Annotated in this window: 26 protein-coding genes; 7 read left to right on the forward strand and 19 right to left on the reverse strand. The window is 67.6% G+C overall.

Annotated elements, in window-relative coordinates; genetic code table 11:
- The first annotated feature begins 126 nt into the window (after positions 1-126).
- The 3 genes from mmsB to AC1RIF_RS11265 are packed head-to-tail and all read left to right on the forward strand — an operon-like array spanning position 127 to position 3,922.
- On the forward strand, positions 127-1,044 hold the full coding sequence (mmsB, locus tag AC1RIF_RS11255; protein WP_492601454.1) for a 3-hydroxyisobutyrate dehydrogenase: 918 nt from the start codon (positions 127-129) through the stop codon (positions 1,042-1,044).
- Positions 1,041-2,411, forward strand: coding sequence for an MFS transporter (locus tag AC1RIF_RS11260; RefSeq protein ID WP_492601455.1), 1,371 nt, complete (start codon positions 1,041-1,043; stop codon positions 2,409-2,411). Before mmsB ends, AC1RIF_RS11260 begins: the two co-directional genes overlap by 4 nt.
- A gap of 32 nt (positions 2,412-2,443) precedes the next feature.
- A complete protein-coding gene (locus AC1RIF_RS11265; RefSeq protein WP_492601456.1) occupies positions 2,444-3,922 on the forward strand; it encodes a CoA-acylating methylmalonate-semialdehyde dehydrogenase in 1,479 nt (492 codons plus the stop codon).
- A gap of 71 nt (positions 3,923-3,993) precedes the next feature.
- Here AC1RIF_RS11265 and AC1RIF_RS11270 read toward each other — a convergent pair whose 3' ends face one another.
- The 10 genes from AC1RIF_RS11270 to AC1RIF_RS11315 all read right to left on the reverse strand — a co-directional run bounded on the left by AC1RIF_RS11270 (position 3,994) and on the right by AC1RIF_RS11315 (position 12,022).
- Positions 3,994-4,779, reverse strand: coding sequence for a GntR family transcriptional regulator (locus AC1RIF_RS11270; RefSeq protein ID WP_492601457.1), 786 nt, complete (start codon positions 4,777-4,779; stop codon positions 3,994-3,996).
- Positions 4,780-4,888: 109 nt separating this feature from the next.
- Complete coding sequence (gene fabG, locus AC1RIF_RS11275) at positions 4,889-5,668, reverse strand: 3-oxoacyl-ACP reductase FabG (protein ID WP_492601458.1); 780 nt, start codon at positions 5,666-5,668, stop codon at positions 4,889-4,891.
- A gap of 32 nt (positions 5,669-5,700) precedes the next feature.
- On the reverse strand, positions 5,701-6,699 hold the full coding sequence (locus AC1RIF_RS11280; protein WP_492601459.1) for a phosphotransferase enzyme family protein: 999 nt from the start codon (positions 6,697-6,699) through the stop codon (positions 5,701-5,703).
- A gap of 30 nt (positions 6,700-6,729) precedes the next feature.
- Positions 6,730-7,386: a microcompartment protein gene (locus AC1RIF_RS11285; protein WP_492601460.1), complete on the reverse strand. Its 657-nt coding sequence runs from the start codon at positions 7,384-7,386 to the stop codon at positions 6,730-6,732.
- 37 nt (positions 7,387-7,423) lie between these two features.
- On the reverse strand, positions 7,424-7,705 hold the full coding sequence (locus AC1RIF_RS11290) for a BMC domain-containing protein (RefSeq protein ID WP_492601461.1): 282 nt from the start codon (positions 7,703-7,705) through the stop codon (positions 7,424-7,426).
- 69 nt (positions 7,706-7,774) lie between these two features.
- Positions 7,775-8,053 carry a EutN/CcmL family microcompartment protein gene (locus tag AC1RIF_RS11295; RefSeq protein WP_492601462.1) on the reverse strand — a complete coding sequence of 93 codons (279 nt, stop codon included), beginning with the start codon at positions 8,051-8,053 and terminating at the stop codon, positions 7,775-7,777.
- Positions 8,050-8,547: a hypothetical protein gene (locus AC1RIF_RS11300; protein WP_492601463.1), complete on the reverse strand. Its 498-nt coding sequence runs from the start codon at positions 8,545-8,547 to the stop codon at positions 8,050-8,052. Before AC1RIF_RS11300 ends, AC1RIF_RS11295 begins: the two co-directional genes overlap by 4 nt.
- A complete protein-coding gene (locus AC1RIF_RS11305) occupies positions 8,544-9,149 on the reverse strand; it encodes a BMC domain-containing protein (protein WP_492601464.1) in 606 nt (201 codons plus the stop codon). Before AC1RIF_RS11305 ends, AC1RIF_RS11300 begins: the two co-directional genes overlap by 4 nt.
- A 3-nt stretch (positions 9,150-9,152) precedes the next feature.
- A complete protein-coding gene (locus tag AC1RIF_RS11310; protein ID WP_492601465.1) occupies positions 9,153-10,736 on the reverse strand; it encodes an aldehyde dehydrogenase family protein in 1,584 nt (527 codons plus the stop codon).
- Positions 10,736-12,022: a class-III pyridoxal-phosphate-dependent aminotransferase gene (locus tag AC1RIF_RS11315; protein WP_492601466.1), complete on the reverse strand. Its 1,287-nt coding sequence runs from the start codon at positions 12,020-12,022 to the stop codon at positions 10,736-10,738. Before AC1RIF_RS11315 ends, AC1RIF_RS11310 begins: the two co-directional genes overlap by 1 nt.
- Positions 12,023-12,245: 223 nt before the next feature.
- Between AC1RIF_RS11315 and AC1RIF_RS11320 the strand changes: the two genes are divergently transcribed.
- A complete protein-coding gene (locus AC1RIF_RS11320) occupies positions 12,246-13,778 on the forward strand; it encodes an APC family permease (RefSeq protein ID WP_492601467.1) in 1,533 nt (510 codons plus the stop codon).
- Between the two features lie 141 nt (positions 13,779-13,919).
- Positions 13,920-14,909: a helix-turn-helix transcriptional regulator gene (locus AC1RIF_RS11325; protein ID WP_492601468.1), complete on the forward strand. Its 990-nt coding sequence runs from the start codon at positions 13,920-13,922 to the stop codon at positions 14,907-14,909.
- Positions 14,910-14,940: 31 nt separating this feature from the next.
- On the opposite strand, the gene AC1RIF_RS11330 is transcribed toward AC1RIF_RS11325, so the two are convergent.
- A complete protein-coding gene (locus AC1RIF_RS11330) occupies positions 14,941-15,714 on the reverse strand; it encodes an SDR family NAD(P)-dependent oxidoreductase (protein ID WP_492601469.1) in 774 nt (257 codons plus the stop codon).
- A gap of 264 nt (positions 15,715-15,978) precedes the next feature.
- Here AC1RIF_RS11330 and AC1RIF_RS11335 point away from each other — a divergent pair, with 264 nt between their 5' ends.
- Together AC1RIF_RS11335 and AC1RIF_RS11340 are read left to right on the forward strand one after the other, a co-directional pair.
- Positions 15,979-16,392, forward strand: coding sequence for an SPW repeat protein (locus AC1RIF_RS11335; RefSeq protein WP_492601871.1), 414 nt, complete (start codon positions 15,979-15,981; stop codon positions 16,390-16,392).
- Positions 16,392-16,589 (forward strand): hypothetical protein, encoded by a 198-nt coding sequence (locus AC1RIF_RS11340; RefSeq protein ID WP_492601470.1) that lies wholly within the window; start codon positions 16,392-16,394, stop codon positions 16,587-16,589. Before AC1RIF_RS11335 ends, AC1RIF_RS11340 begins: the two co-directional genes overlap by 1 nt.
- Before the next feature lie 23 nt (positions 16,590-16,612).
- On the opposite strand, the gene AC1RIF_RS11345 is transcribed toward AC1RIF_RS11340, so the two are convergent.
- The 8 genes from AC1RIF_RS11345 to AC1RIF_RS11380 form a co-directional block, all read right to left on the reverse strand.
- Entirely contained in the window at positions 16,613-18,256 is a 1,644-nt protein-coding gene (locus AC1RIF_RS11345; protein ID WP_492601471.1) for a DHA2 family efflux MFS transporter permease subunit, read from the reverse strand.
- Between the two features lie 137 nt (positions 18,257-18,393).
- Positions 18,394-19,956, reverse strand: coding sequence for a carboxylesterase/lipase family protein (locus AC1RIF_RS11350; RefSeq protein ID WP_492601472.1), 1,563 nt, complete (start codon positions 19,954-19,956; stop codon positions 18,394-18,396).
- A 29-nt stretch (positions 19,957-19,985) separates the two neighbouring features.
- Positions 19,986-20,651 (reverse strand): GAP family protein, encoded by a 666-nt coding sequence (locus AC1RIF_RS11355; RefSeq protein WP_492601473.1) that lies wholly within the window; start codon positions 20,649-20,651, stop codon positions 19,986-19,988.
- A 184-nt stretch (positions 20,652-20,835) separates the two neighbouring features.
- A complete protein-coding gene (locus tag AC1RIF_RS11360) occupies positions 20,836-22,575 on the reverse strand; it encodes a sensor histidine kinase (RefSeq protein ID WP_492601474.1) in 1,740 nt (579 codons plus the stop codon).
- Positions 22,572-23,231, reverse strand: a complete 660-nt coding sequence (locus AC1RIF_RS11365) for a response regulator (protein WP_492601475.1) — start codon at positions 23,229-23,231, stop codon at positions 22,572-22,574. Before AC1RIF_RS11365 ends, AC1RIF_RS11360 begins: the two co-directional genes overlap by 4 nt.
- Positions 23,232-23,351: 120 nt before the next feature.
- Positions 23,352-24,905 carry a succinic semialdehyde dehydrogenase gene (locus AC1RIF_RS11370; protein WP_492601476.1) on the reverse strand — a complete coding sequence of 518 codons (1,554 nt, stop codon included), beginning with the start codon at positions 24,903-24,905 and terminating at the stop codon, positions 23,352-23,354.
- 84 nt (positions 24,906-24,989) lie between these two features.
- Positions 24,990-26,009 carry a COG1361 family protein gene (locus tag AC1RIF_RS11375; protein ID WP_492601477.1) on the reverse strand — a complete coding sequence of 340 codons (1,020 nt, stop codon included), beginning with the start codon at positions 26,007-26,009 and terminating at the stop codon, positions 24,990-24,992.
- Positions 26,010-26,050: 41 nt separating this feature from the next.
- On the reverse strand, positions 26,051-26,578 hold the full coding sequence (locus AC1RIF_RS11380; RefSeq protein ID WP_492601478.1) for a hypothetical protein: 528 nt from the start codon (positions 26,576-26,578) through the stop codon (positions 26,051-26,053).
- Positions 26,579-26,707 lie beyond the last annotated feature (129 nt).

The raw sequence follows: 26,707 nt of genomic DNA on the forward strand, positions 1-26,707 counted from the left end.
ACTGTGCGTTCCTGCACAGCATGTGTGTCGAAGAGGGCCTTTCCCAAAGCTGTAATCTAGCTCACTCTTGTCCGCACGGCCGACGCAGATTTACACAGCTCGGCACCGGACGGGAAGGGCACCAGCATGAAGATCGGTTGGATCGGCCTGGGCAACATGGGGTTGCCGATGGCCGCAAATCTGCACAGCGCAGGGTACGGACTGGTCGGGTTCGACCTGTCGCCCGACGCGCGTGAGGCCGCGGCCGCGCTGGGCGTTCCGACAGCCGATTCCTCCGCTTCCGCGGCGGACGGGGTCGACGTGCTCGTCACCATGCTGCCCAAGGGCGATCACGTGCGGGCGGCCCTGCTCGACTCCGGCGCACTGGCGGTCACCGCGCCCGACGCACTGGTGATCGATTCCTCCACGATCGCCACCGCCCAGGCCGTCGACATCGCGGCGGCCGTCGCCTCGACCGGCCGTCGGTTCCTCGACGCACCGGTGTCGGGCGGCACGGCCGGCGCCCAGAACGCGACCCTGACCTTCATGGTCGGCGGCGCCGAGGCCGACCTCGACGACGCCCGCCCCCTGCTGGACGCGATGGGTGCGCGCATCTTCCATGCCGGGGATCTCGGCGCCGGACAGAGCGCGAAGATGCTCAACAACATGATGCTCGCGATGAACATGCAGAGCACATGTGAGGCCGCGGTGCTCGCCCAGCGTCTCGGCATCGCACCGAAGACGGTCATCGAGATCACCGGTGTCTCCACCGGCGACAGCTGGGCGCTGCGCAACTACTACCCCGTCGGCGGAGCCGTCGAGTCGGCGCCGTCCAGTCGGGAGTTCGCGGGCGGCTTCGCGGTCACGCTGATGCGCAAGGATCTCGGCCTCGCGCTCGACGCGGCGGCCGCCCACGGGGTCGACGTATCCGCGACCGCCGAGGTTGCCCGGCGGCTGGAACTGCTCGCCGACAGCGGTTTGGCTGGACTCGACTTCTCGGCCCTGATCCGTCTCGTCGACGGCACCATCAGCGTCACCGATCCTGCCCCGGAGGGGGTCCGGTGACCGCGCAGGTGACAGCCCCGGTTCCCGACGCGCCGAAGCAGCAGGTCCCGGCCGGGTTCCATCGGATCGTCGCAGCCTCCATGGCCGGAACGGTCGCCGAGTGGTACGAGTTCTTCCTCTACGGCATGGCCGCCGCCCTGGTATTCGGTGACGTGTTCTTCAAGGCGACCGGCAATCCCCTCGACGGCGTGATCGCGGCGTTGCTCACCTACGCCATCGGCTTCGTGGCCCGCCCGATCGGCGGCATCATCTTCGGACACTACGGCGACAAGTTCGGCCGCAAGAAGCTGTTGCAGGTCTCGCTTCTGGTCATCGGTGTGTCCACCTTCCTGATCGGCGCCATCCCGAGCTTCGACCAGATCGGCTATGCAGCACCGATCATCCTCGTCCTGTTGCGCTTCATGCAGGGCATCGCGATCGGCGGTGAGTGGGGCGGCGCGGTGCTCCTGGTCGCCGAGCAGAGCCCCGACGACAAGCGCGGATTCTGGTCCAGCTTCCCGCAGGTCGGAGCACCGTTGGGCAATGTGCTGGCCACCATCGTGCTGCTGGTGCTGTCCTTCGCCCTCCCCGAGGCCGCATTCCTGTCCTGGGGTTGGCGCGTGGCGTTCTTCTTCTCCGCGTTCATCGTGCTGATCGGCTGGTTCATCCGCACCAAGGTCGAGGACTCACCGATCTTCAAGGACGCCAACCAGGAACAGCCGCAGGCCGAGAGCACGTGGAAGGCGATCAAGCGCGTCTTCCAGGCCCGGCCCCGCGAGGTGCTCACGGCAATGGGTGCACGCGTGATCGAGAACATCCTCTACTACATGGTCGTCACGTTCTCGCTGACGTACCTCAAGGTCCAGCTCGACGTCGACACCTCGACCATCCTGACCCTGATGCTGGTCTCGCACATCGTCCATGCCGGCATGATCCTGGTGTTCGGATGGATGTCCGACAAGGTCGGTCGGCGCCCCGTCTACCTCGTCGGCGCCACGCTCGCCTCCGTCTACTGCTTCGTCGCGTTCCCGTTGATGGACACCAAGTCCGACGCACTCATCCTGTGTGCCATCACGGTCGGACTGATCATCCACGCCATCATGTACGCACCGCAGCCGGCATTGCTCTCGGAGATGTTCCCGACGCACATGCGCTACATCGGCGTCTCCCTCGGAGCCCAGGTCACGGCGATCTTCGCCGGCTCGCTCGCTCCGGTGATCGCGACCATGCTGCTGCGCACTTTCGACAGCTGGATCCCGATCGCGATCTACGTCGCGATCGCCGGGCTGATCTCGATCGTCGCGGTCCTGTTCATGCGTGAGACCAAGGGCACGTCCCTGGCGGCACTGGACGACGAACACCGCGCCCGCTTCGGCACCTCCTTGTGAATTCCGCTCCACCCCTGAAAGGTTCATCGCTCATGCGCACCATCCCCCACTGGATCAACGGAGCCCCCGTAGCCGGCGGCGCCGACACCATCGACGTGGTCGACCCGGCCACCGATCGGCCGGTCGCCACCGTGCCGATGGCGGATCGCGGCACCGTGGACTCCGCGATCGCCGCCGGTCTGGCCGCCTTCGACGGCTGGGCCGCCACCCCACTCTCCAAGCGGGCCCAGGTGCTGTACCGCTTCCGGGAACTGTTGCTGACCAACCGCTCCGAACTCGCGGCGATGATCACCGAGGAGCACGGCAAGACCCTCGACGACGCCGCCGGGGAGATCTCCCGAGCCGCCGACTCCGTCGAACTCGCCTGTGGTGGACCGGGACTGGTTCGTGGCGGCACGTCGCTGCAGACCGGGCCGAACATCGACACCAAGTCGGTGCTGCACCCGCTGGGCGTCTGCGTGGGCATCACACCGTTCAACTTCCCCGCGATGATGGGCATGATGATGGTGTCGGTGGCCCTGGCCTCGGGCAACACCTTCGTCTGGAAGCCGAGTGAGCAGGATCCCGGCGTGTGCCTGCGTATCGCCGAACTGTTCAAGGAGGCCGGCCTGCCCGACGGCGTGCTCAACATCGTGCACGGTCGTCAGGACGCCGTGGAGCAGCTGATCGACTCGCCCGACACCGAGGCGGTCGCCTTCGTCGGCTCGAGCAAGATCGCGCACATCGTGTACTCGCGGGCGGCGGCGGCAGGCAAGCGCGTGCAGGCCTTCGGTGGTGCGAAGAACCACATGATCGTGATGCCCGACGCCGACATGGACGTCGTCGCCGACCAGCTCACCTCCGCGAGTTTCGGCGCCGCCGGTCAGCGCTGCATGGCGATCTCCGTCGCGGTGGTCGTGGGCGACACCGCCGAGCCGCTGTTGGAGAAGCTGAAAGTGCGCGCCGAGCAGGTGCGTCTCGGCGCGGGCGGCGCCCCCGGCACGGAGGTCGGGCCGGTGATCAACCGGCAGTCGCAGGAGCGCATTCGGGCCGCGGTCGAGGACGCGATCGCCGGTGGCGCCCGCGCCGTGGTCGACCGCAGCACCGAGGAGGTGCCCGGTCACGAGAGCGGCTACTTCATCGGGCCGACCGTCCTCGCCGATGTCGACGTGTCCTCACCCGCCTACCAGGAGGAACTGTTCGGACCGATCCTGGTGGTGTTGCGCGTCGACTCCCTGAACGACGGCCTCGCCCTCATCGAGAACCACCGCTACGGCAACGGCGCGTCCATCTTCACGAGGGACGGCGCTGCGGCCAACGAGTTCGAACGGCGGGCATCGGCGGGAATGATCGGCGTCAACGTCGCGATCCCGGTTCCCGTCGCCGCGTACGCGGTACAGGGGTGGAAGGACTCCGCATACGGCGACACCGGGCTGAACAACGCGTCGTGGAGCTTCTACACCCGACCCAAGTACGTCACCTCACGCTGGGACAGCGTCTCGGGGACCGACTTCGGGTTCCGCCCCAACTGACGGACGCGGACAGCGGTACGGAGCGGGCGGTGACCGTCGGGGCATCGCCCGCTCGACGCGTCCGGCGAGCGTCAGGCCGACTCCGCACCGGGTTGGGCGCGCAGCTCGACGACCGCGCCGTCCCGCCGTGCCTGTCCCCGGATGCCGGGGCCCGGCGCGGTCACCGCGATGCGGGTGCGGTCGCCACGGAAGAGATCGCGCGAGAACTCGAACGGCACACCGTCCTCGTCCCGTGTGGTCCGAGTGATCAGGAGAAGCGCCGCCTTCGGCTTGACCGAGAGCATCGACGCCTCGTCGTCGCTCGCATTGACCGCCTCGATGCGTTCGTCGGCCTCGCCCGGAACCAGTCCGTAGTTCTGCTCCAGGAGCTCGTACAGCGACCCGCCGAGTGGCAGCTCGAGGAGGCCGGGGAACCGGTCGGCGGGAAACTGCACCTGTTCGAGTGAGATGGGTTCACCGTCCGCGAGCCGAATGCGGCGGATGTCGACGACGAAGTCGCCGTCCTCTGTTCCGAGCGCCTTCGCAGAGTGCGCATCAGGCTCGGTGATCCGAGTGGAGAGAATCCGTGAGCCCGCCGTGTAGCCCTGGCTCGCGAGGTACGCGGGCACCCCGACGACGCCGGACAGGTTGCGTTCGACCTTGGTGTCGCTGATGAACGTGCCGCCGGACCGCCCGATGGATCGGTTGACCATTCCGGCTTCCTCGAGTGCCGCCAGGACCTGGCGCAGACTCGATCGGCTCACACCGTAGTGCTCCGCGAGCTCCCGCTCGCTGCCGAGCTTCGAGCCAGGCGGCAGCTCTCCGGAGCTGATGTCGGCCACAATTCGGCGTCGCAGTTCGTCGGTCTGATTGCCCAAAACGCCCTCCCCAAACCCCACCAGTTGTGGTAGGACCAAATTCTAGCGCACGGGACCATTACGCCGGCGAGGGTCTCGCGCCGGCGCACACGGCGCCGGCGCGAGGATGTCAGATCTCGCTCAGCGCCTGCAGGCTCTCCGGCAGAACCTGCCCGCCGTCCACCACGAGGGTCTGACCCGTCACGTACCGGGCCTCGTCCGACGCGAAGTAGAGCGCGGCGTTGCCGATGTCCTCGACCTCACCGAGGCGCCCCTGTGGAACCGCGGCGGCCATCGCCGCGAGGTACTCGTCGCCCATGCCGTCGAGTCCCTCGGTTCTGATGTTGCCGGGCAGGACGGCGTTGACGGTGATGTTCCGGCGCGCCAACTCCATGGCCGCGGTGCGCAGGAATCCGAGCTGCGCCGCCTTGCTCGCGCCGTAGTGCGACCAGCCCGGATAGCCGGTCATCGGCCCCGTGATGGACGACGTCACCACCACCCGGCCCCGGCCGGACGCCTCGAGCGCGGCCACCGCGGCCTGCACCGCGAAGACCGTGCCCTTGAAGTTCACGCCGAGAACCTCGTCCAGGTCCTGCGGGGTCAGGTCCTCGAGACGGCAGGACGGAAAGATCCCGGCATTCGCGCACAACACGTCCAGGCCACCGTGCCGTTCGACCGCCGTCTCCACCATCTCGCGACACGAGTCGGGATCCGTGACATCGACCTGCATCGGGGTGACACGCCCCGGCAGGTCGCCCAGTTCGGCGGACGCCTTATCGAGCGCCTCCGCGTCACGTGCGGTGATGAGGACATCGGCACCCGCCGTCGCGAACACTCGGGCGATTCCACGCCCGATGCCCTTGCTGCCTCCGGTCACGATGACGGAGCGTCCCGCAATGGATGTGAACATTGACTTCCTCGAATCGCTCGTAGGGAGAGGTACTACAGGACCGACCGCCCACCCGAGCGCAGATAGCGCTCGGCGAGATCACACGTCCCGGCAGCGAAACTGGCACTCTTGGTGCGTGATTCGCGTGAGTGTGCGTGCGATCCCATCCACGCCAGCAGCAACAGCCGCCGCAGCATCACGAACGACGGCAGCATGGCCTCGTCCTCGGCCGACAACTCCGACTGGGACCGGTAGCCGGCAAGCCACGCCTCCTGCCACTCGCCGAGTGCCGGATCGTGTTCGATGAACGACACTGCGGTGCCGAAATCGTAGAGAAACCAGCCGAATCCACAGTCGTCGAAATCGATGACGTTGACACGCTTCGGTTCCATCAGGAGATTGGCCAACCGTAGATCGGCGTGGATCAGCCCGAACCGGTCGGGCGCCTGCCCGTATCCGGCGAGCCGCTCGCGCAGCAACTCGACGGCGGGACGCAACTGAGCGATCTCGGCTACGCCGACTCCGCCCCCGTCCTCCCATCGACCCCAGCGTGGATCGGCTCCCAGACAGTGATCCCAGTCCCACGCGAAGCGCGTGAAATCTCGCGGCGGAGTCCACTGCCTCGAGTGGCGGTGCAAACGCGCCGTGACCGCGCCCAGCGTCTCGAAATCAGCTGGAGTGATGCCGGTCTCGTCGGGCTCGAGGCCGCCCATGGTCTCGAAGAGCACGGCGTGCCGGGTCCGACCCTCCAGGTCGGTCGTGACGACGCGACGACCGTCGGCTGTCGGGATCACCGCGGGCGCGTCCACCGCGCCGTCGGCGCGCAGCGCGTCGAGCCACGCGAGCTCCGACTCGATGGCATCCACACTGTGGTACCCCTCCCGATGCACCCGGAGGATCCCGCCGCCGCCGGAGGCGGGATCCTCGACCAGGTACGTCGCGTTCTCGGAAAGGTTGATCATCCGGCAGCGCGCCGCTGCCGAGAAGGTGTACTCGGTGAGCGCCCTCTCGGCGACGGCATCATCGAGTGAGCGAACTCCGTTCGCATGCATAACACCACCCTCGTTCCCAGGCCGACGCCGTCAGCCGTGCTCTCGTCCCTCGATACCCTCGAGGACCTTGGTGATCTGGTCACGGGCCACCGTCACGTCCTCGGTGGAACCGCTGATGTAGAGCCGGCCGGCCGCGCCGATCATCTGGACGTCGACCAGCGTGATCCCGGGTGCGACCCGTTCGGCCTCGTTCGCGGCGACGGCCGCGAACAGTGCCGGGGTCATCTCGTACACGAGCAGGGATTCCCCCGGCATCACCATCGAGGCCTGCCGATTCCGGTTGAGGATCACCGCGTGCTGGTCGGTGATGCCCTCGATGATGTCGTGGTACAACACCTTCGGCCGCAGCTGATCGCTGGCTTTGTTGCCGGTGCCCTCGAGGATCGCCTCGCCCGCCCGGACGACATCGTCCAGTGACCGCGCATGGATCTCCAGGACACCGAACTGGCGCTCCACGTACAAGATTCCGGGCTCTACCGACGGCACCGCCCGCAAGGCAAGGTCGATCACCCGCTCGATCGCGAGCGCCGGCGACACCTCCACGATCAGTGCGTGATCGCCCTCGTACGGCGGGTACCCTCGAGCCCGGGTGGGCGTACCCATGTATGCCGCGAACTGGCGCTGCAGATCGTGCACCATGAGGTAGACCCGAATGTCGGTTCGGGTGCCTGCTGACTTCTCGCCCACTGCGCTCACCTCCTGTCGATGTGTCGGGTGGGTCCGTCTACTTGGACGAGACCGAGAAGTGTGCTCCGAGTTCGGCATGCGGGCGCGGAATGACGTGGACGCTGACGAGCTCGCCTACCTGCGAGGCTGTCTCGGCGCCGGCCTCGGTGGCCGCCTTCACCGCACCGACCTCACCGGTGACGATCACCGACACCAAGCCGTCGCCGACGTCCTGACGGTCGGTGATGGTGACGTTGGCGGCCTTGACCATGGCGTCCGCGGCGGCCAGAGCAGCGACGTAACCCTTGGTCTCGATCATTCCGATAGCGTTGCTGGACATTGCATCTCCTTGGGGTGATGCCCACGCAGTGTGCGTGAGCGGTGTGATTGGACCAGGCAGGAAGGCCGGCTAGATCGGTGTGGCGGCAAGCGCCGTGGTCGTCCCGGAGTCGGCATCGACCGAGCCGATGATCAATGCGTCCACCGGCGGGGCCGTGCCGGGGAACCACGAGGCCGCCACCGAGCCCTGCACGACGAGTACTCGTTCCCCGACGCCGGAGCCGAGCACGTCGAACGCGATCAAGTGGGATGCGGTGCCGTCGACCTCGACCTCGAGGAAGGCGCCGTGCGGCAGTCCCTCCACACGACGGGTGGCCCACACACTGCCGGTGACTGTTGCGAGAATCATCTGCGCTCCTTCTCGATATCGACGCCCATCGCCCGCGCCTTCTCGCGGGCGAGCGGGGTGAGGACTGCACCCGGCGCGAGGACGAGCCGGCCGCCGGATTCGGCCACGGCTACGATGTGCCGCTCGGTCACCGCGCCCTTGTCGATGCGCGTCACGGCACCGGCGCCGTGGGTCGACCCACCGGCGAGCCTGAACTCGAGCCGGCCGGCCCTCAGGTCGGCACGAGACTTCGGGTTCTCGAACAGCGCGAGCAGGGACCGCACGAACGACGACAGCTCGCCGTCGTCGCCGATGCGCACGGTCTCGACGCGCTTGCGACCGGCGGCCGTGCGCGGGCCCGTCGGCGAGGCGCCGATCTGCTCCGCGAACGTGGATGGTTCGGGACGCGGAGCCGGCGCAGTCGCTGCCGCGGGCTTGGATTTCATGTCGCCGACCACTTCCCGTACGACCTCACGGACCATGGCGCGGATCTCGGCAGGGAGCAGATCGCTCATCGTGCACCCCCCGCCAACGCGTCCTGGGCAGCCGCGGCGGCCTGCCGGACGTCCGCCTCGGTACCGGACAGGTAGACCCGGCCCGTCGCGCCGATCATTCTGAAGTCGACGACCTTGATGTCGGCAGCCTTCTCCGCCTCGTTCGTCGCGAGGATCGCGTACGAGGCAGGCTGCACCTCGAGGACGAACAACGACTCACCGGCCAGCACCATCGAACCGATCTTGTTGCGGTTGATCAGGAATGCGTGCTGGTGCTCGACGCTGGAGATGATCTTCGAGGCGAGGATCGTCGGTGACATCGCCGAACCCGTCGTCGCGTCCAGCGCATCCAGTGCGGCCTCGGCCGCAGCGGTCACAGCGCCGGTCTCGCCGTGGAACTCGAGGTAGCCGAACTGCCGCTCGACCACCAGGACCCCAGCCTGCACCTCGGCGTGCTTGAGGGCGACATCTGTGATGCCCTCGATGTCGAGTCCCGGTGCGACCTCGATGATCTGGGCGGCCATGTCGGCTCGCGGAAGGGCACCTCGGATCCAGCTACCCAGATAGGACATCGTCTGGGGCTGTAGTCGATCGATGAATATGAAGGAACGCAGCTCCGCCACGGTTCACCCCTTGATGAGTTGAGAGAGCTCTTCGACGACGATGCGTCGCAGTTCGGCCCTGAGTTGGTCTGTGCCGGGCGCCCCGGGTGCGGTGGAACGCGACGTGGTCCGGGACGCCGTCCGTGGGGGCGGCGAGGACGCCTTTGCGCGCGGTGTCGTCACCACACTCGCTCCGCGATCGTTGGACGGTGTCGGGTACGCGGGCACCGGGCCGGTTCGGCCCTCCCACGGCTCGATGCCGACGAACGATCCCATCGGCACCGACGGATCGCTGTGGAACGCGATCCGGGTCCAGTCGAGCAGGTGCTTGGGTTCGAGGTTCTCACCGATCGAACTGCGTCCGACGAATCCGGTCCCGATCGTCATCGACGGAGCCAGGTTGGTGTCGAGTCCCGAGCTGCCCGTGCTGTTTCCGACATTGACAGACACTCGGAGCACCGGGACGCGGGCACCGAACTCGACGATGGTCGCCGGGTCGGAGCTGTGAATCGCGCCGGAGTGTCCGGCACCGGCGATGCGCACCACCGCCCGGGCAGCCGTGATACCTCGCCGGGCATCGGCGACCCGCGTCATACCGATGACCGGCGAGAGCTTCTCGTGGGTGAACGACTCCTCCGACACGACGACATCGAAGGGGGCCACCAGCACCTTGGTCTTCGGGTTCACCTTGATACCGGCCTCGGACGCGATCCACGTCGCGTCCTTACCCACGACCTCGGTGTTGAGGAGACCATCGGGGAACATGTAGTCGCGCAGTCGATCCACGGAATCTCCGTCGAGGATGTGTGCGCCGGCACGCGTCATCTCACGGGCGAGTTCATCGGCGACCGAGTCCTCCACGATCAGGACGGACTCGTTGGTGCACAGCACCGAGTTGTCGAATGCCTTGCTCTCGACGATCCGCTTTGCCGCAGCTCGGATGTCCGCGGTCGCGTCCACCAGGACCGGCACGTTGCCGGGCCCGACGCCCAGCGCCGGATTTCCGGAGGAGTACGCCGCCCGCACCACACCGGTTCCGCCGGTAGCGACGATGACATCGGTGCGATCGTCGGCCATGAGCGCCTCCACCAGAGGAATCGACGGCTCGTCGATCACCTGCACGATGCCGTCCGGGGCGCCGGCAGCTGTCGCCGCCTCGGCGAGCACCCGCGCCGCGTCCACGCAGCATTCCTTGGCACGGGGATGGGGTGCGATTATCACGGCGTTGCGGGTCATCAGACTCAGGATGATCTTGAAGTAGACCGTCGCAACGGGATTGGTGGTCGGTGTCAGGCCCAGTACGACACCGGCCGGACGCGGAAGCTCCGCTATCTTGCGTTCGGAGTCGATGCGGGGCGATACGAAATCCTGCCCGCGGTAGTGCTCCACCAGTCCTCGCGAGCACGCCTGGTTCTTGCGAATCTTGTCCGCGACCACACCCATCCCGGTCTCGGTGACCGCCCACTCCGCGTACTTCTCGGCGTTCCGGTGCCCGGCTTCGGCGACCGCGGAGACGATCGCGTCGACACCGGCACGGTCGTAGGTGGCGTAGGACGCCGCGGCCCAGCGGGCCCGTTCGAGAATGTGTCCGGCACGTGCCGTACTCATCAGCTTGCTCTCCGATCAGTTCTGCGCACCTCGGCGCGCGCCCGGCCGACCGCGACTTCGAGTCGATCGAGCACGTCCTCGCAAAGGTCGCGGGGCATGAGGATTCCGGGCTTGAACTGGAGGACTCGGGGATCGAGCGTCGAGAAGATCGCCCACACACCGAGCTCGTAGAGATGGCGCATCACATACTTGGCGCCCTCCGGGTGGTCGAACTCGAGCCCGACCACGACGCCGTTCTGCCGGATGCCCACCATCCAGTCCGGGTACAACTCCTGGATCCGCTCCAGGCCGTCACGCATCAGCTCGGAGATGTAGTGCACCATCGAGCGAACCTCGGGCCGAGTGGTGATCTCGAGGGTCTTGAGCGCTGCGACACAACCGATCTCGGCACCGCCGAAGGTCGAGATGTGCGCGAACCCGTCCTGGTCCAGCCACTGCGCGGCCCGGTCGCTCAGCAGCGCCGCCGTGATCGGGTAGATGCCGCCGGAGATGCCCTTGCCGGTGACCAGGATGTCGGGCCGGATGCCGTGCTTGGTGATTGCCCACAGTTCCCCGGTCCGCATGAGCCCGGTCTGCACCTCGTCGGCGATGTACAGCGCGTCGTACTTCTCGGTGAGCGCCTTGACCGCCTCGAGGTACCCCGGGGGCGGCAACGGGAATCCGTAGGTGGCCGGAATGGTCTCCATGATCACCGCTGCGATGTCCCGTCCCGCGAGGGCCTTCTCCATCGCGCCCAGGTCGCCGAACGGAACCTGAACGAAGTCCTCCGGCTGATCCGACAGGAAGATCTTCGCGAACCTGTCGTCACCGGTGGCCAACGCCAGTCCGGTGTGCCCGTGATAAGCCTTCACGATCGAGACGATCTTCCGCTTCCCGGTCGCGTGGCGGGCGCTCTTGAGCGCGATGTCGATCGCCTCGCCGCCGCCCGAGCCGTACGCCACCTTGGTCAGACCTTCAGGCGCAGTGGCGATCAGCGCTTCGGCGAGCGCCGTCCGTGCCACCGACGGGAAATGGTGGTTGCCGACGTCGAAGCGTTGCAGCGCATCGGTCACCGCTGCCACGACCTCCGGATTGCGGTGGCCGAGGTTGTAGGTACCGCCGTTCAGGTGCAGGTCGATCAGGCGTCGCCCGCTCATGTCCCAGAGGAAGTAGCCCTCGCGGCGATCGATGACCAAATCCACCCCGGAATTGGTCCAGAACTTGGTCTTGTCCGGATTCCAGTACTTCACTGACTTCTCGAGGACGTCACTCTTGGACTCGAAAGTGAATGAGCCGTAGTCGTACATGGCCTACCCATCGTCGGTCGGGCCCGATGCAGATCGGGCGGTCAGCCACTGTCAGGATCGATACTAATGGTCGGACCATAAAAGTCAATGGTCTTCCAAGAACCAATCTTTCAGGGCGGAACCCCTTGCGGTACCGATTTGGTAGTGCCATTATTTCGGCCATCGTGTGTGGCCCAGACCACACACACTATGCCAGCCCGACGATTCCGGGAGGTCTCCCCGCATGACCCAGACCGAAAAGCCCGAGCTCGCCCCTACTGGTCGGTCCGTTCAGCGGCTCAAACGCAACGCCGTCGGCACGATCGGCGTCATCTTCATGGCCGTCGCGACGTCCGCACCGATCACCGCAATGGTCGGCAACGTTCCCATCGCGGTCGGCTTCGGGAACGGCTCTGCCGCGCCCGCCGGCTATCTCGTCGCGACGATCGTGCTCGGGCTGTTCGCGCTCGGCTACGCCACGATGGCCAAGCACATCACCGCTACCGGAGCCTTCTACGGCTTCATCTCGCACGGACTCGGCCGAATCGTCGGCATGGCAAGTGGATTCATAATCACGATGGCCTACGTCGTCTTCGAGGCCGCGCTGGTGGGGATCTTCTCGTTCTTCGCGGCGAACCTGATCCAGACCGAGCTCGGCATCACGATCCACTGGATCGTCTTCGCGCTCGGCATGCTCGCACTCAACGCGATTCTGACGTACTTCGACGTCAACCTCACCGCGAAGGTGCTCGGAGTCTTCCTCGTCGCCGAGATCGCAATTCTGGCACTGGGCGCAGTCGCGGTGCTGCTGCACGGTGGCGGCCCGGACGGGTTCGTTCCCGAATCCATCAACCCTCTCAACGCATTCGAACCGGCGAAGGGCGTGGCGGTCGCCAGTGCGGGACTCGGACTGTTCTTCGCGTTCTGGTCGTGGGTCGGATTCGAGTCGACCGCGATGTACGGCGAGGAGTCCAAGGATCCGAAGAAGATCATTCCGCGGGCGACCATGTTCGCGGTTCTCGGTGTGGGCGTCTTCTACGTCTTTGTCTCCTGGATGGCGATCGCGGGTACGGGTCCCAGCGAATCGATTGCCCTCGCTCAGGATTCCGGCACCGCATCGGAGATCTTCTTCGGTCCGGCACGCGAGTACCTGGGCAGCTGGTCGGTCACCGCGTTCAACATCCTGTTGGTGACGGGATCCTTCGCGTGTGGCATGGCATTCCACAACTGCGCGTCTCGCTACCTGTACGCCCTCGGCAGGGAGGGACTCTCGCTCCGGCTGCAACGGACGCTCGGCGCGACTCACCCCAAGCACGGGTCCCCGCACATCGCGTCGTTCGCACAGACGGCAATCGCCACCACGATCGTGCTGCTGTTCGTGGCGGCCGGCATGGACCCGTACGGCGAGATGTACGTCGTCCTCGCCATTCTCGGAACGATGGCGATCCTGATCGTGCAGGCGCTGTGCGCGTTCGCGGTGATCGCGTACTTTCACGTCGGCAGGAATCATCCGGAGTCGGCGCACTGGTTCAAGACCTTCACCGCGCCACTGCTCGGCGGCATCGGGATGCTGTACGTCGTCTACCTGCTGTGGGAGCACAAGGAGGACGCGGCGGGATCCGCCTCGGGCACTCTGCTGTTCACGCTCACACCATGGATCGTGGTCGGTATGTTCGTGGCCGGTGGCGCGATCGCCGTGTACTTCCGCATTCGCGATCCGCAGCGCTACGAACTGATCGGTCGGATCGTGCTCGAAGAGGCTCACGAACGAGAGTGATCGCGGATTTACCGAACAAACGTTTGGGGCCGGATCCCGAAAGATGGGATCCGGCCCCGAGATCGCGCCGAAAGCCCCCACCGTGGGCAAGGAGAGCGCAAGATGCACGTTGTCCGTCCCCCAGGTGCACGAGGAAACGCCATGACGAACTCTCACGACACCCTCTCGATGATCTCCGACATCGCGGCGATCTGTACCGAGTCGACGCCCGCCGCGGACCGCGCGACCGCCGTCATCGAACGCCTCCGCGGTGACATACCGTTCGAGGCCGTGGCGCTGTCGACCTACGACCCGGCCGGTGGTGCCCACACGACCGTCGCCGACGCCGACTACCCGAGTGCGGTCGTGGGCTACCTCAACGACGGCTTCACGGTCGACGACCCGGCCTTCCTCGCGATGCGCTTCCGACATTCGCGGCCGCTGCGCTGGTGCGACATCCCGCGCTACAACGAGACCTTCAGTGCGCGAGAGATCTTCCAGCCGTCCGGCTTTCGCGAGGGCGTCACGACGTGCCTGTTCACCCGGGACGGTCGGTACACCGGTTCGCTCCACCTCAGCACGACATTCGCGGTACCCCTGAGCGACACCGCGATCGACTGCCTCGCGGCGATGCGCCCGGTTCTCGGCACGCTGATGGACTCGCTGCGGGTCGACTCGGGGCCTTCGTGGACCGTGCTGGTCGACGGTGCCGACGAATCCGTTCTGCTCACCCACAAGAAGGAACTGGTGCCATTGCCGGGCCTGCCGAGCGGACCGATCCTGATGCCGGACAGCCCCATCATGCAGCGGATCCGGGTGGCGGCCGCTCTGCCGGGACGACGGAGCCTGTACTGGACCGGTGGTGACGGCCGGACATTCCTCGTCCAGCTCACCCCGGTCTCGGCCGGGTCGGTCGTGACGCTGCGGGAGGCGCGGCCCCCGCGTGGGCTGACCACTCGTGAACTCGAGGTCCTCGCGCTGCTCACCCACGGCCTGAGCAATACCGAGATCGGTGCCGAACTGCACCTGAGCCACCGCACGGTCGCAACCCATGTCGAACACATCCTCGAGAAGTTGCAGTGCCGGTCCCGAGTCGCTGCCGCCGGCATCGCCACGGCGGAAGGGATCGTCGCGCCGCCGGCGGCCGGGTGAGCACCGCTCGCCCGGCCGCCGGGAAATCGGATCACAACTGGACCGGGGTACCGATCGTCCAGCCACCGTCCACCAACAGGTTCTCGCCCACGACGTGGTCGGCGAGAGGGGACGCGAGGAACAGCACCGCGTTGGCGATGTCCTGTGCGGTAGCCCATCGGCCGCGCGGGGTCTGGCCCGAGAGCGCGTCGCGGGTCCGGTCGTCGTACAACGCGGTCATCTCCGTCGTCACGAAGCCCGGCGCCACCGCGTTGACGTTGATTCCCGCGGCGGCGTAGTCGAGCGCCACCTGCCGCGTGAAGTTCACGATCGCGCCCTTGGACGCGCAGTAGGCCGCGAACCCGGGATTGCCGCGAAAGCCACTGATCGAGCTGATGTTGACGACCTTGCCCGGCCGCTCCAGCGACAGCAACTGGCGGATGACCTCGCGGGTGCAGTGGAACGTGCCGTCGACGTTCACCGACATCTGCCGCCGCCAGGTCTCGTCGTCGGTCTCGACGACGGAACCGGAGACCAGCACCCCGGCGTTGTTGACCAGGATGTCGATGCCGTCGAGGCGTGCCGAGACCTCGGCGACGACCTGCGCGACCTGTCGGCTGTCCGACACGTCCAGGAGTACGTGCTCGGCCGTTCCACCGTCGGCGATGATCAGCTCGGCGGTGGTGGGACCGCCCTCCCGCGCGGTCTCGGTGAGGTCCGCGATCACGATGTGCGCGCCGACGCGAGCCAGGGTCTGCGCGATGGACCGCCCGATCCCGGAAGACCCACCGGTGACGAACGCGACCTTGCCTGCCAGATCGATCATGATGCTCCTCGAAGTCCTCGAAGTCTGTGCCCTGTACTGGTTTCCAACGCTAAGAGCCCCGATGAGCAGCGACAATAGGCCGGTCGACCCACAGTTCGACGGGACACCGAACCGGACATCCGTCAGTTGACGGACCCGTCTCCCGAACCAGCCGCTACCGCGGAAACCGCTCCTGTACTCACGCGAGGGCCGGGGTTACTGTCGAGACAGGGGTCGAACAGGCCGAGGAGATGATTCGCCGTGTCGATCACACCGAACATGTCGATGGAAACCCACCCGGACATCGTTGCGCTCCGCAACAGCTACGACGAACTCGGCGGCGGTCCGGCCCTCCAGGTTGCGGAGGGGTTGATGGTACTGGCCGGTCTCTACGCGGCGGCGTCGTCGTGGATAGTCGGATTCAGCGGGCAGACATCGCTGATGATGAGCAACCTCATCTGTGGTCTCGCGGTGGCGTTGCTGGCCGCCGGGTACGCGACCACTTACGGACGCACGCACGGGATCGCCTTCGTCGCACCGCTTCTGGGGGTGTGGCTGATCGTGTCGCCGTGGCTGGTCTCCGGGGTGAGTACGAGCACAGGGATGATCCTGTCGAACGTCATCGTCGGCGCTGTGGTCGTCGTGCTGGGCGCGGCGGGGATGGCGATGGCGATGACCCGGCGCGGCGCCCGCAGGTAGTGCCCGAACACCCCGACGGCCGACCGGTGCGGACGATCCAGAGTGTCGGAGTCGCGGTGCTGTCGGTGCTGATCGCCGCGGTGACGCTGTCGTTGACGGGATCGTTCCTGCTGGCGGCGGCGTTCGGGATCGCATGCGCAATCGGCGTCGCCGCGGTCCTACTGCTGTGGCAGCTCCTGCCGCCCACCGACGAGTGAGGCCCCGATGACCGAGCCGCCGCCTACGCCGTAGCTGCGGCGTCCTCAGGCCGCCGCGGCTGCAGCTGTGTGGCCGAGACCAGGCCCGCGGCGAGGAATCCGGCGGCGACGAACAGCGCCCACCGGGTGGCGTCGGCGAACCCGTCCGACAGCGCGTCGGCGGTCTCCGGGCCGGCCGGGCCGAGCTTGCCGTGGTCGCCCTGCTCGCGGATCGGCGGGATGGTGCCGCCGGCCGAGTCGCGGGTGCTGTCGACCAACTGCGACTCCACCTGCGGCGGCAACGCTACCGGCTCTAGCCGGTCGGTGAGGCTGTGCGCCAGCCCCAGCGACAGGACGGTGCCGAGGATCGCGGTGCCGAGCGCGGCACCCAACTGGCGAACCGTGCTCTGCGTCGCCGACCCCTGACCGGATTCCTCGGTGGGGATGTCGATCAGCACGGTGCCGGTGAGCTGCGCCGAGGCCAGGCCCAGGCCGAGCCCGTAGATCGCCAGCAGCAGCGCCAGCAGCCACGCCGCCGACGTCGGACGCAGGTACAGCGCGAACACGAGCACGCCGATCACCTCGAGTGCCAGACCGAGCATCACGGTGCGCGGGGCACCGAACTTCGCGGTCACGTGCCGGGCGGCGGCGCCGGAGGCGAACGCGCCGAGTGCCATCACGGCGAGCACGTAGCCGGCGCCGAGGGTGCTGAGTCCGAACGCATTGACCAGGAACAGCGGCAACACCAGCAGCAGACCGAACTCGCCGATCGCGACGGCCATCGCGGTGAAGTTGCCCCAACTGAACGTCCGGAACCGGAACAGCGCGAGGTCCAGGATCGCCGAATGTGCGATCCGCGCGCGGTGCCGCTCCCACACCACGAACCCGACGAGCGCCACGACACCGACCGCTGCCATCACGGGTGTCGCGGAGATCGGCGCGGTCTCCGGCCAGGTCATCCCGAACACGTCGAGGTCGGCGATCGGCTTCCACCAGCCGAGGGTCTGACCCTCGATGAGGGCGAAGATCAACGCGCCGAACCCGAGCGCGCTCAGCAGCAGGCCCACCACGTCCAGCCCCGGGACGGTGATCTTCGCCCGGGTCTCGGGGACGGCGAGGAAGGCGCCGATGATGACGAGGATGCCGATCGGGACGTTGACCAGGAAGATCCACGGCCACGTGAACGACGTCGTCAGCCAGCCGCCGAGCAGCGGGCCGACGGCCGCCATACCCGAGATCACCGCGCCCCACACACCGAACGCGATGGCCCGGTCCCTGCCCCGGAACGTCGCGTTGACGGTGGACAGCGTGCACGGCAGCACCAGGGCGCCACCGACGCCCTGCACGACACGGGCCACGATCAGCGCGGTGGAACTGTCCGACGCCGCAGCCATCAGGCTGCCTACGATGAACACGACCACACCGACGATGAACAGCATCCGTCGGCCCAGCCGGTCGCCGAGCCGTCCGGCGGTGAGCAGCAGCGCCGCGAACACCACCGAATAGATGCTGTTGATCCACTGCGCGTCGGTGAGGTCCAGACCCAGTTCGTCGATGATCACCGGCAACGAGACGTTGACGATGGTGCCGTCGACGACGATCAGCGACAGCCCGGCAGCGAGAACCCCCAGACCGATCCAGTCTCGCCGTCCCACACGGGGTTCGACGTCAGCCGAGTCCATGGTCATTGCGGTGCCCCTCCTCCGACGATGTGGCACGCCATCCGTCGACGCTACCGCGATTCCAGCAGGAAAGACGGGGCTGCACCGGCGAATGACGGCCACAATTCGGGCATTTCAATCTTTCGATTGAACCCGGCCGGAACTCAGGTGAAGGCGATGACCTGTTCGCCCCACGCCTCGCGGAGCGGGCCGTCGAGGTCACGCACCACTCGGTCGTGCTTGTCGATCACCAGTGTGGCCCGGCCGAAGCGGTCGTACGCATCCCACCGCGGCTCACCGTCGAGGCCAACCGGCGCACCGGTTCTCGCGAACTCGATCCACCGGTGCTGCATCCGCGCCGACACCTTGCGACCGGCCGACAGGCCACCGAGCAGATACGTGACCTCCTTGGGGCCGTGCGCGATGTTGCCGAACACGTACGGCAGTTCGGTCGCGTGGGTGGCGCCGATCTTCAGCGCCCTGAGCATCGGGGTGGCGTAGTCGAAGCGGTACAGCCAGGTGGGCGCATACCTGCTGTGCGCCTCCACGATCCACAGCGTCGGCAGCCGAAACCCGAAGTCCCGGGTCAGCCCCAACGCGTCGTTCTCGGTGGCCAGCCCCGAGTAGGCCGCCTCGATCCGCGCCTGGTCGGGCAGTTCGACGTCCGGGTGATCGGCCGCGATCTCCGCGAACATCGCACGGATCACGTCGGGCTCGATCGGCATCAGTGGCGACTTCATCAGCTTGAACAGCGACGACTCGTCCTTGTTGGTGCCGATCAGCAGCGGGATCCGCTCGGCGGTGCCGTTCCAGAACGCGTTGACCGGATAGTCGGGCACGAGTTCACCGTCGACGATCGGCACGTAGGCGAGCGTTCCCGGGGTCTCGCGCGGAATCCGGGCGAACAGTTCCTCCGATGCGGCGAGCAGTTCGTCGGCGGTCGCCGACATCAACCGATCCGCGGCATCGCCTGCGCCACCGAGAATTTCGAGGAACGTGTGCGCGACCTGCGCCGCCCGATCCTGGTTGTAGACGGAGGTGGCCGGCGAGCTCTCGGCGATCGCCCGGTGGAACAGCCCGTGTGCGGACGGCATCGTCATCAGCGTCGTGACCGCACCGCCACCGGCCGATTCACCGAAGAGCGTCACCGCGTTCGGATCGCCGCCGAACGCGGTGATGTTCGCCTGCACCCACCGCAGCGCTGCGATCATGTCCTGCAACGCAACATTGGTGTCGAAGCGGTGCTCGTCGGTGCTCAGCGATGAGAAGTCGACGAACCCGAACGCCCCCAGCCGGTAGTTCAGCGTCACCACCACGACGTCGCCGTTCTCCGCCAGCGCACGACCGTCGTAGACCGGCTGGCTCGAGGCGCCCCGGAAATAGGCGCCGCCGTGGATCCACACCATCACCGGCTTGCCGGACGCACCTGACGCCCCGGCTCCCGGGGCCCAGACGTTGAGTGAGAGGCAGTCCTCGTCCATCTCGATGTCGTCGCCGAGCGGGATGGCGGCGAGCCGGCTCTGCGGTTCGACGGCGCCGAACCGGTCCGCCTCGAACACCTCCGTCCACGGCTCGGGCGGCACCGGTGCCCGGAATCGGCGGTCCCCGGTGGGTGCGGCCGCGTAGCGGATTCCCTTCCACACGTTGACGGGTCCGTCGGTGGTGCCGCGCACGGGTCCGTAGGTGGTGCGGACGACGGTGGTCTTGTCGGGAGCGATGAGGGTCATGTCGTGTACTCCTTCGGATCGGCGATGACTCACGCGGTGAGCGCGGTGGCGAGATGCGAGGCCTGCAGGCCGGCCGACAGCAGGAACAGGACGGTCATGATGGCCGCGTTGTGCAGGATCAGTTCCTCCTTGATCACGCCGAGAGCGGCGGTGATCCGCTTCGACGGCACCGCGGCGAGGACGGTGAGAACGATCAGTCCGAGACCGGCCAGTGCCGTGAAACCGACGGTCAGCAGCGCCGCCTGGGCGCTCGGCAGATGCGCCTCGGCGATGAGGGCGCCCGCCTTCAGTTCGAGCGGCAGGTTCTTGGCATTGGGGACGGTCAGGAGCAGGCTCAGGGCCGCGGTCTTGCCGGCGTTCATCGTGTCGATCTGCGCCATCCACGACGGCATCGCGGCCACGGCGCCGTTCCTCGGCCGGCTCCTCCAACTGAGTGCGGCCAGTACCAGGAAGGCGACCCCGAACACCGAGGCGAACACGATCTGACTCGGGTGGGCGGCCCGTGCGGCGTCGGCGGTGTCGCCCTTGCTCGTGAGCACGGTCGCGCCCACGACGAGGGCTGTAGCGGCCATCGCCGTCGCGGTGAACACCATGGCGTTGGTCCGGGCTCGGGCGGACAGGAGTATCGCAGTCAGGGCGGCCACCGGGATCGGGCTGATCATGACGCCGACGCCGAGTGGAATCAGTTGCGTCACTGTGTGCCCCATGGCCGCTCACATCCCTTCGAATCGTGCGGGATGCCGGGGTCGATCGTCAGCTCGACGGTGTCGTCGCCGACATCCGACAGCAACGATAGGAACCGTGGGAGACGGTCATCGGCCGATGTTCGGGTATTGCGACACCGACCCGGGCGGGCCGCCACGGACCGGCACGCGTCGGTCAGTCGAGACGGACGGAGAGCAGCACGGACCCGGACTCCTCCACCAGTTCGGCGGCGTCGACCTTGCTCGACAGCGACGCCAGCCCCAGCCCGTCCCCGCGGTCGCGGGTGATCCGTCCGGGAGATCGAATCCCGATGCAGATCAACGATGTTCGCTGCTCCACCGACATCGTCAGCTGTAGCGGCCCGCCCGTTCCGTGCCGAATGGCGTTGGTGAATCCCTCGGACAGCACATCGATCGCGTGCTCGAGTCGAACAGGACTGCCCGACAACAGCGGCCACACCGCCGGATCGATGTGGGCCTGTATCGGAACCGCGGCCGACCACATGCCGATCAATTCCGTGATCTGCTGCTCGGCATCGGCCCGCGGAACCGTCGGCAGCGCCTCCTCCCGCGCCACCTCGCGCAGCAGGCGGTCGATGATCTCGTCGACCCTCGCGTCCACCGCGGTCGGCGAGTCCGCCACCGGAGCACCCGTCGCGGCACCGTGCATGACGAGCGCCGCCGCCACCAACTCGCCCTGCACCGACGAGTGCAGTACGTGAGCGAGGCGCCGGCGTGCGGACAGCACCTGCCCGTGCACCTCGGCGGCGAGGCGGCTCTGCTCACCGAGCGCCGACGCGAGCTGCTGTTCCTCCACCGCGCGTTGCACGTTCGCGGCCCGGATGAGGCACACCGCGAGGGCGGCGAACGGGTAGAAGGCGATCCCGGGGACGAGGAACGCCGGCGGGAACCCGGTGCCGCCGAGGATGACGTAGAACGTGAGGGCGGTGGCCACGGCGACCAGCACGTAGGCCGTCACCATGACGGTCAGCCGGACGGTAGTACGGCGCGCGCGGGGGACGACGCGCTGCACCGCCCAGTTGCCCGTCACGCACAGCGCGAGCCCCAGCACCACCTGGAGCATCGTCGTCCGGAGCCCGTAGCTCGTCAGCAGGAACGTCAGTATCACCGACGTGTACAGCACCGGCGGCAGCACCAGGGGTGCCGGTTGCACGGCCCGCAACACGTTCGCGAGCCACTCCCGGCGGGTCAACGGAGGGGGGTCGACCGGCGGCTTCGGAAGCGGTGTGACGTCCCGGAACAGGGCATGGCTCATGGGCCGGACCACGTCCTCCGAGATCGCCCTGAGTAGTCGCGCCGCCCGCTCCGGATCGATGTTCGCCCGATCGGTCCGCGACAACGCCGCGTCGATCCGGTCCGCCAGGTCCTCGGCGCACCGGAGACGGATCCCGGCCAGGTACTCCTCGTCGATCCGGCGTTGCTCGTCCAGCGCCGTGCGGGCACCGCGCAGGCGCTGCATCACCGCGTTGTGTTCGCGAACCGAGTCGACGAGGATCGCGATGAGGGACAGTGCGACCACCGCCGTCGTCACGTTGATCGCCATCCGCACCCCGACGCTGCGCGGATCGGTCGGTAGACCCTGGAACCCGACGAGAGCGTCGAGCAGGATCGGACGGCACACGCCCAGTGCGGCGAAGACCGACAGCGACACCAATGGTCGTGAACGGATCCGGTTGGCGCGCAGGACCGTGAGCCAGGCGATCAGCATGGCCGCACCCATCACCAGATGCACCATCACCGCGGTACCGAAGTACGCCGGCCAGTCCTGAGGGCTGCGCGCCGCGATGTAGCTTCCCATCACCGTGACGGCGAAGGGGGCGGTCAGGATCCACGACCAGACCGTGACGGCCGAACTGCCGCCGATCCGTGTCAGCCAGGAGAACCGACTGCTCAACCGATCTCCGCCGGCATTCCGAAGCGGCGCACGTACAGCTGGGCGGCGGCGACCCGTGGGTTCAGTTCGGGGCTGTGTCCGACACCGAGGGCGTCGAAGGTGCGCGTCACCATCTTCTCGACGCTGCGCACACTCGACTCGCGTCGGCGCGCGATCTCGGCATTGGACCAGCCGAGCGCGATGCAGCGCAGCACGTCGAGCTGCGTCCGGGTGAGACGGTCGAGCACCGCGTCCGGGCTGTCCTCGCGTACGGGTCCGGTCGGGACCGGCTTCTCCGCGAGCGCCGACTCGACCGCCGCCACCAGATCCTCGACCGATTCCAGGGCTGCCTTGTCGAGGAACACCGAACCTGCGGGGACGCCCTGGCCCGGCGCGATCCCCGCACGCGGATAGTTCGTCAGGAACACCACCGCGCAGGCCGGCGTCCGGGCACGGACGATCATCGCCATCTCCATGCCGTTGGGGCGTGCCCCGAGGTCGATGTCGGTGACGAGGACATCGGGATCGATCTCGTCGAAGTCCGCGAGCGCGGCCGCCGAGGAGGACCGCTCCTGCACGTCGAAGCCCGCGTGGCGGAGCGCGTCGGCAACCAGCGAGCGCATCAGCGGCTGATCCTCGACGACCAGCGCTCTTCGCACCCACGCCGTTTCGTCCACGGGATGAGATTAGCGGGAGGAATCCGATTCGACCGGGTAGTGAGCGTGTCTAACGGATGCGACGGAACGGGCGCCGGACCGCGGATGTGGTACGGCGCCCGTCGAATCCAGCGTTCGGGATCAGCGTCCCGGGACGTACTTCATCGCCTTGATGAACGGCGGCAGCAGCTTGGCCCACACCTTGGCCGGAAGCCACCGGGGACCACCGAGATTGACGATCCGGGTGGTGGCGACCGTCTGCGCCTCGGTGTACTTGAGCAGGCCGTCGGGTCCGTGCCGACGGCCGACGCCGGACACGCCCATACCGCCCATCGGGGCGGCGGTGCTGCCCCATGTCGGACCGTAGCCCTCGTCCACGTTGACGGTGCCGGCCATGACGCGGGACGCGATGGCCTCGCCCTCGGCGTGGCTGCCGGCCCACACGCTCGCGTTGAGCCCGTACTCGGTGTCGTTGGCGCGACGGATCGCCTCCTCGACGTCCGCGACCGGGTAGATCGACACGAGCGGTCCGAACGTCTCGTTCGCGTAGCACTCCATCTCGTCGGTGACGCCGGTGAGCACGGTCGGCTCGTAGAACAGCGGACCCAGATCGGGGCGGGCCTTGCCGCCCGCGACGACCGTGGCGCCCTTCGCGACGGCGTCGTCGACGTGGCCGGAGACGGTCTTGACCTGTGCTTCGGAGACGAGACTGCCCATCTCGATGCCGAATTCGTAGCCGGGCGCGAGACTCATGTTGCGGACCCGCTCCCCGAAGAGGCGGATGAACTCGGGCGCGATGGTCTCCTCGACGTAGATGCGCTCGATCGAGATGCACAACTGGCCCGAGTTGGAGAAGCACGCGCGCACCGCCGCGTCGCACACCTGGCGCAGGTTCGCACCGGCCGTGACGACCATCGGGTTCTTGCCACCGAGTTCGGCGGAGAACCCGATGAGCCGACGTCCGGCCTGCTCGGCGAGCAGCTGACCGGTGGCGGTGGAGCCGGTGAACATGAGGTAGTCGCTGTTCTCCACCAGCGCGGTACCCACCACCGATCCCGGACCCGGCACCACGGCGAACAGTTCACGCGGCAGACCGGCCTGGTACAGCAGCTCGGCGCACGCGAGCGCGCAGTACGGCGTCTGGCTGTCGGGCTTGATGACGACGGCGTTGCCGGCGAGCAGCGCGGCGATCGCATCGGACACCGCGAGGGTCATCGGGTAGTTCCACGGTGAGATCACACCGACGACGCCCTTGGCGTGGTGCCGAACCACCGTCTTGGTCAGGCCCGGCAGCATGCCCTGGACACGCTTGGGACGCAGCAGCTTCGGCGCCAGACGCGCATAGAACCGCGACGTCATGGCGATGTCGAGCACCTCCTCCTGCGCCGACGCCCGCGACTTGCCGGTCTCGGCCTGCGCCATGTCCATGAGCGCGTCCTTGTGCTCGAGCACCAGGTCGCGGTAGCGGAGGAAGATCTGCGCGCGCGAGGTGGGGGATCGCTTCTCCCACGCCTTCTGCGCGACCCGCGCCTTCTCGATCGCGGCGAGTGCGTCCTCCGCGGTACCGACCGGCACGGTCGCGAGTTCGCGCCCGGTGAAGGCCTCGACGATCGGCTTCGTCGGACGGCTCGCCGCGTCCGGGATCGCGATGAGATCGGCAAGACGAGCAAACGTTGCCGCTGACGGAGCAGGCATTTCGCACCCCTACTGGTGAGTAGATTTCGAGTTACACACAACGTACCCCGTCGGTGGCCGTCGTCACAGGATCCGGCCCGTCCACTAGCGGGCTGCCGGGGCGCCCTGCTGCTGCCACACCGTCCACCCGATCGCGCCGACGGCCGCAGCGGCCGCGCCGACGCCTGCGACCCACGTCAGCGGAGAGTTCGACGATCCCAGGTCCGCCGATCCGAGGCTGCCGAGCGAGCCGCCACCGCCGCCATCGTCCGCCGTCGGGAAGGTGACCGACGCGGTCTGTGCGCGCGCGACCGGGCCGCTCGCGAGCGCGACGCTCGCCTGCCAGGGGCCGTTCGGGAGATCGGCGCTGTCCGCGATCCGGAACCGAACCGTCCCGGCGGCGCCGGCGGCGACGACCGCCTCCTCGGCGTACACCGGGCCGACAGCCCTGCCGCCGGGCCCGTCGGACAGTGTGAGTTCGCCACCGACCTCGACGGCCCAGCCACCGGTGTTGCGGATGTCGGCGACGACGACGGCCTGACCGTCGGCGTCACGTTCGGCCGTCAACCGGTCGATCGCGAAGTCCGCGATCGCGTTGGCGCCGGGCTCCACCCGGAGATTCATGCGAACGCCGACGCGGGTCGCGGTCGCCACCCCGCCACCGGCACCAGCGGCCGGCTGCGCCCAGACCACCGCGTGCCGGTCGCCGGTCGGCGCGTCCGCCGGGACCCGAACGGTCACCTTCACGTCGGCGCTCGCCCCGGGCGCCAGAGAGATCCGCTGCCTGTCCAGGCTCGTCCACGACGTCAGCCGGTTGGTACTGCCGGGCCCGCCGAGCGTGAACTGCCCACTCCTCATCGATGCCGCACCGGCAGCGAGGTCGACCGTCCTGGTCGTGAGCCCGTTGTTCGAGACCCGCACGGTTTGCTGGACCGTGCCACCGGGCGCGCGGGTGCCGCTGATCTCGGTCTCCCAACTCGGAAAGGTCGGATCGCGCTGCGGATCCACGATCTTGATACCGATCCCACCCACGACGGGGGCGGCATGGACGACCGTCGTAGCTGCCGCGACGAACGACGCGAGCAGGGCGAGGAGTGCGAGCAGGTTCCGAAGCAGGAGACGCATGTAGACGCTTTCGTGAGAGACCGATGGAGACGGATGCCGACCTACACCGCGGAGTGGGTCAGGGTCGCGCTGTAGTTCCCGAGGGTCACACCGTCGGATACATCGATGGAGAGCATCGGGGTCCAGAGGAACGTCACGTCCGGCCAGTTGTGCCGCGCGATCCCGACCACGGCCTTGGTCGAACCCAGGGCCTGAGGGCCGGTGCTCCGGAAACCCATCGTCTCGCCACTCGCCGTATAGGTGACCTTCGTCTTGGGGATCGTGGTGGCGCCGTTGGTGACGTCCGATATCGAGGCGGACACGGTCACCGATCGGCCGCTTCCGCTACGACGGTCGCGGACACCGGAGACGGCCACCGCACCGCCGACATCATGCTGTCCTTCCACCCAGATCATGGGAGCTGTTCTGGGAACGACCAATTCGAGCGGGCCTTCCTGACCGCCGACGGTGAACGTCACGTCGGTGACACCGCTGGTCTCGGCCGAGGCCGTGCCGGCGACCGATCCGGCAACGACCGCCGCCGCGACCATCATGGCTCCGGTGCCGAACGCCGCTGTCGCCTTACGCATGTTCGCCCTTCGATCAGGTTTGCCGACTCCGGGCATGCGAGACCGCGGTCACGATGCGTGCGAAGCGCCCTATTTCAACAAACATTCGGACGCTTGTCCAGAACCGCGCAGATCCCCCGGCGGGCAGCG

The organism is Prescottella sp. GW823-FHT02E09 (assembly GCF_058797375.1).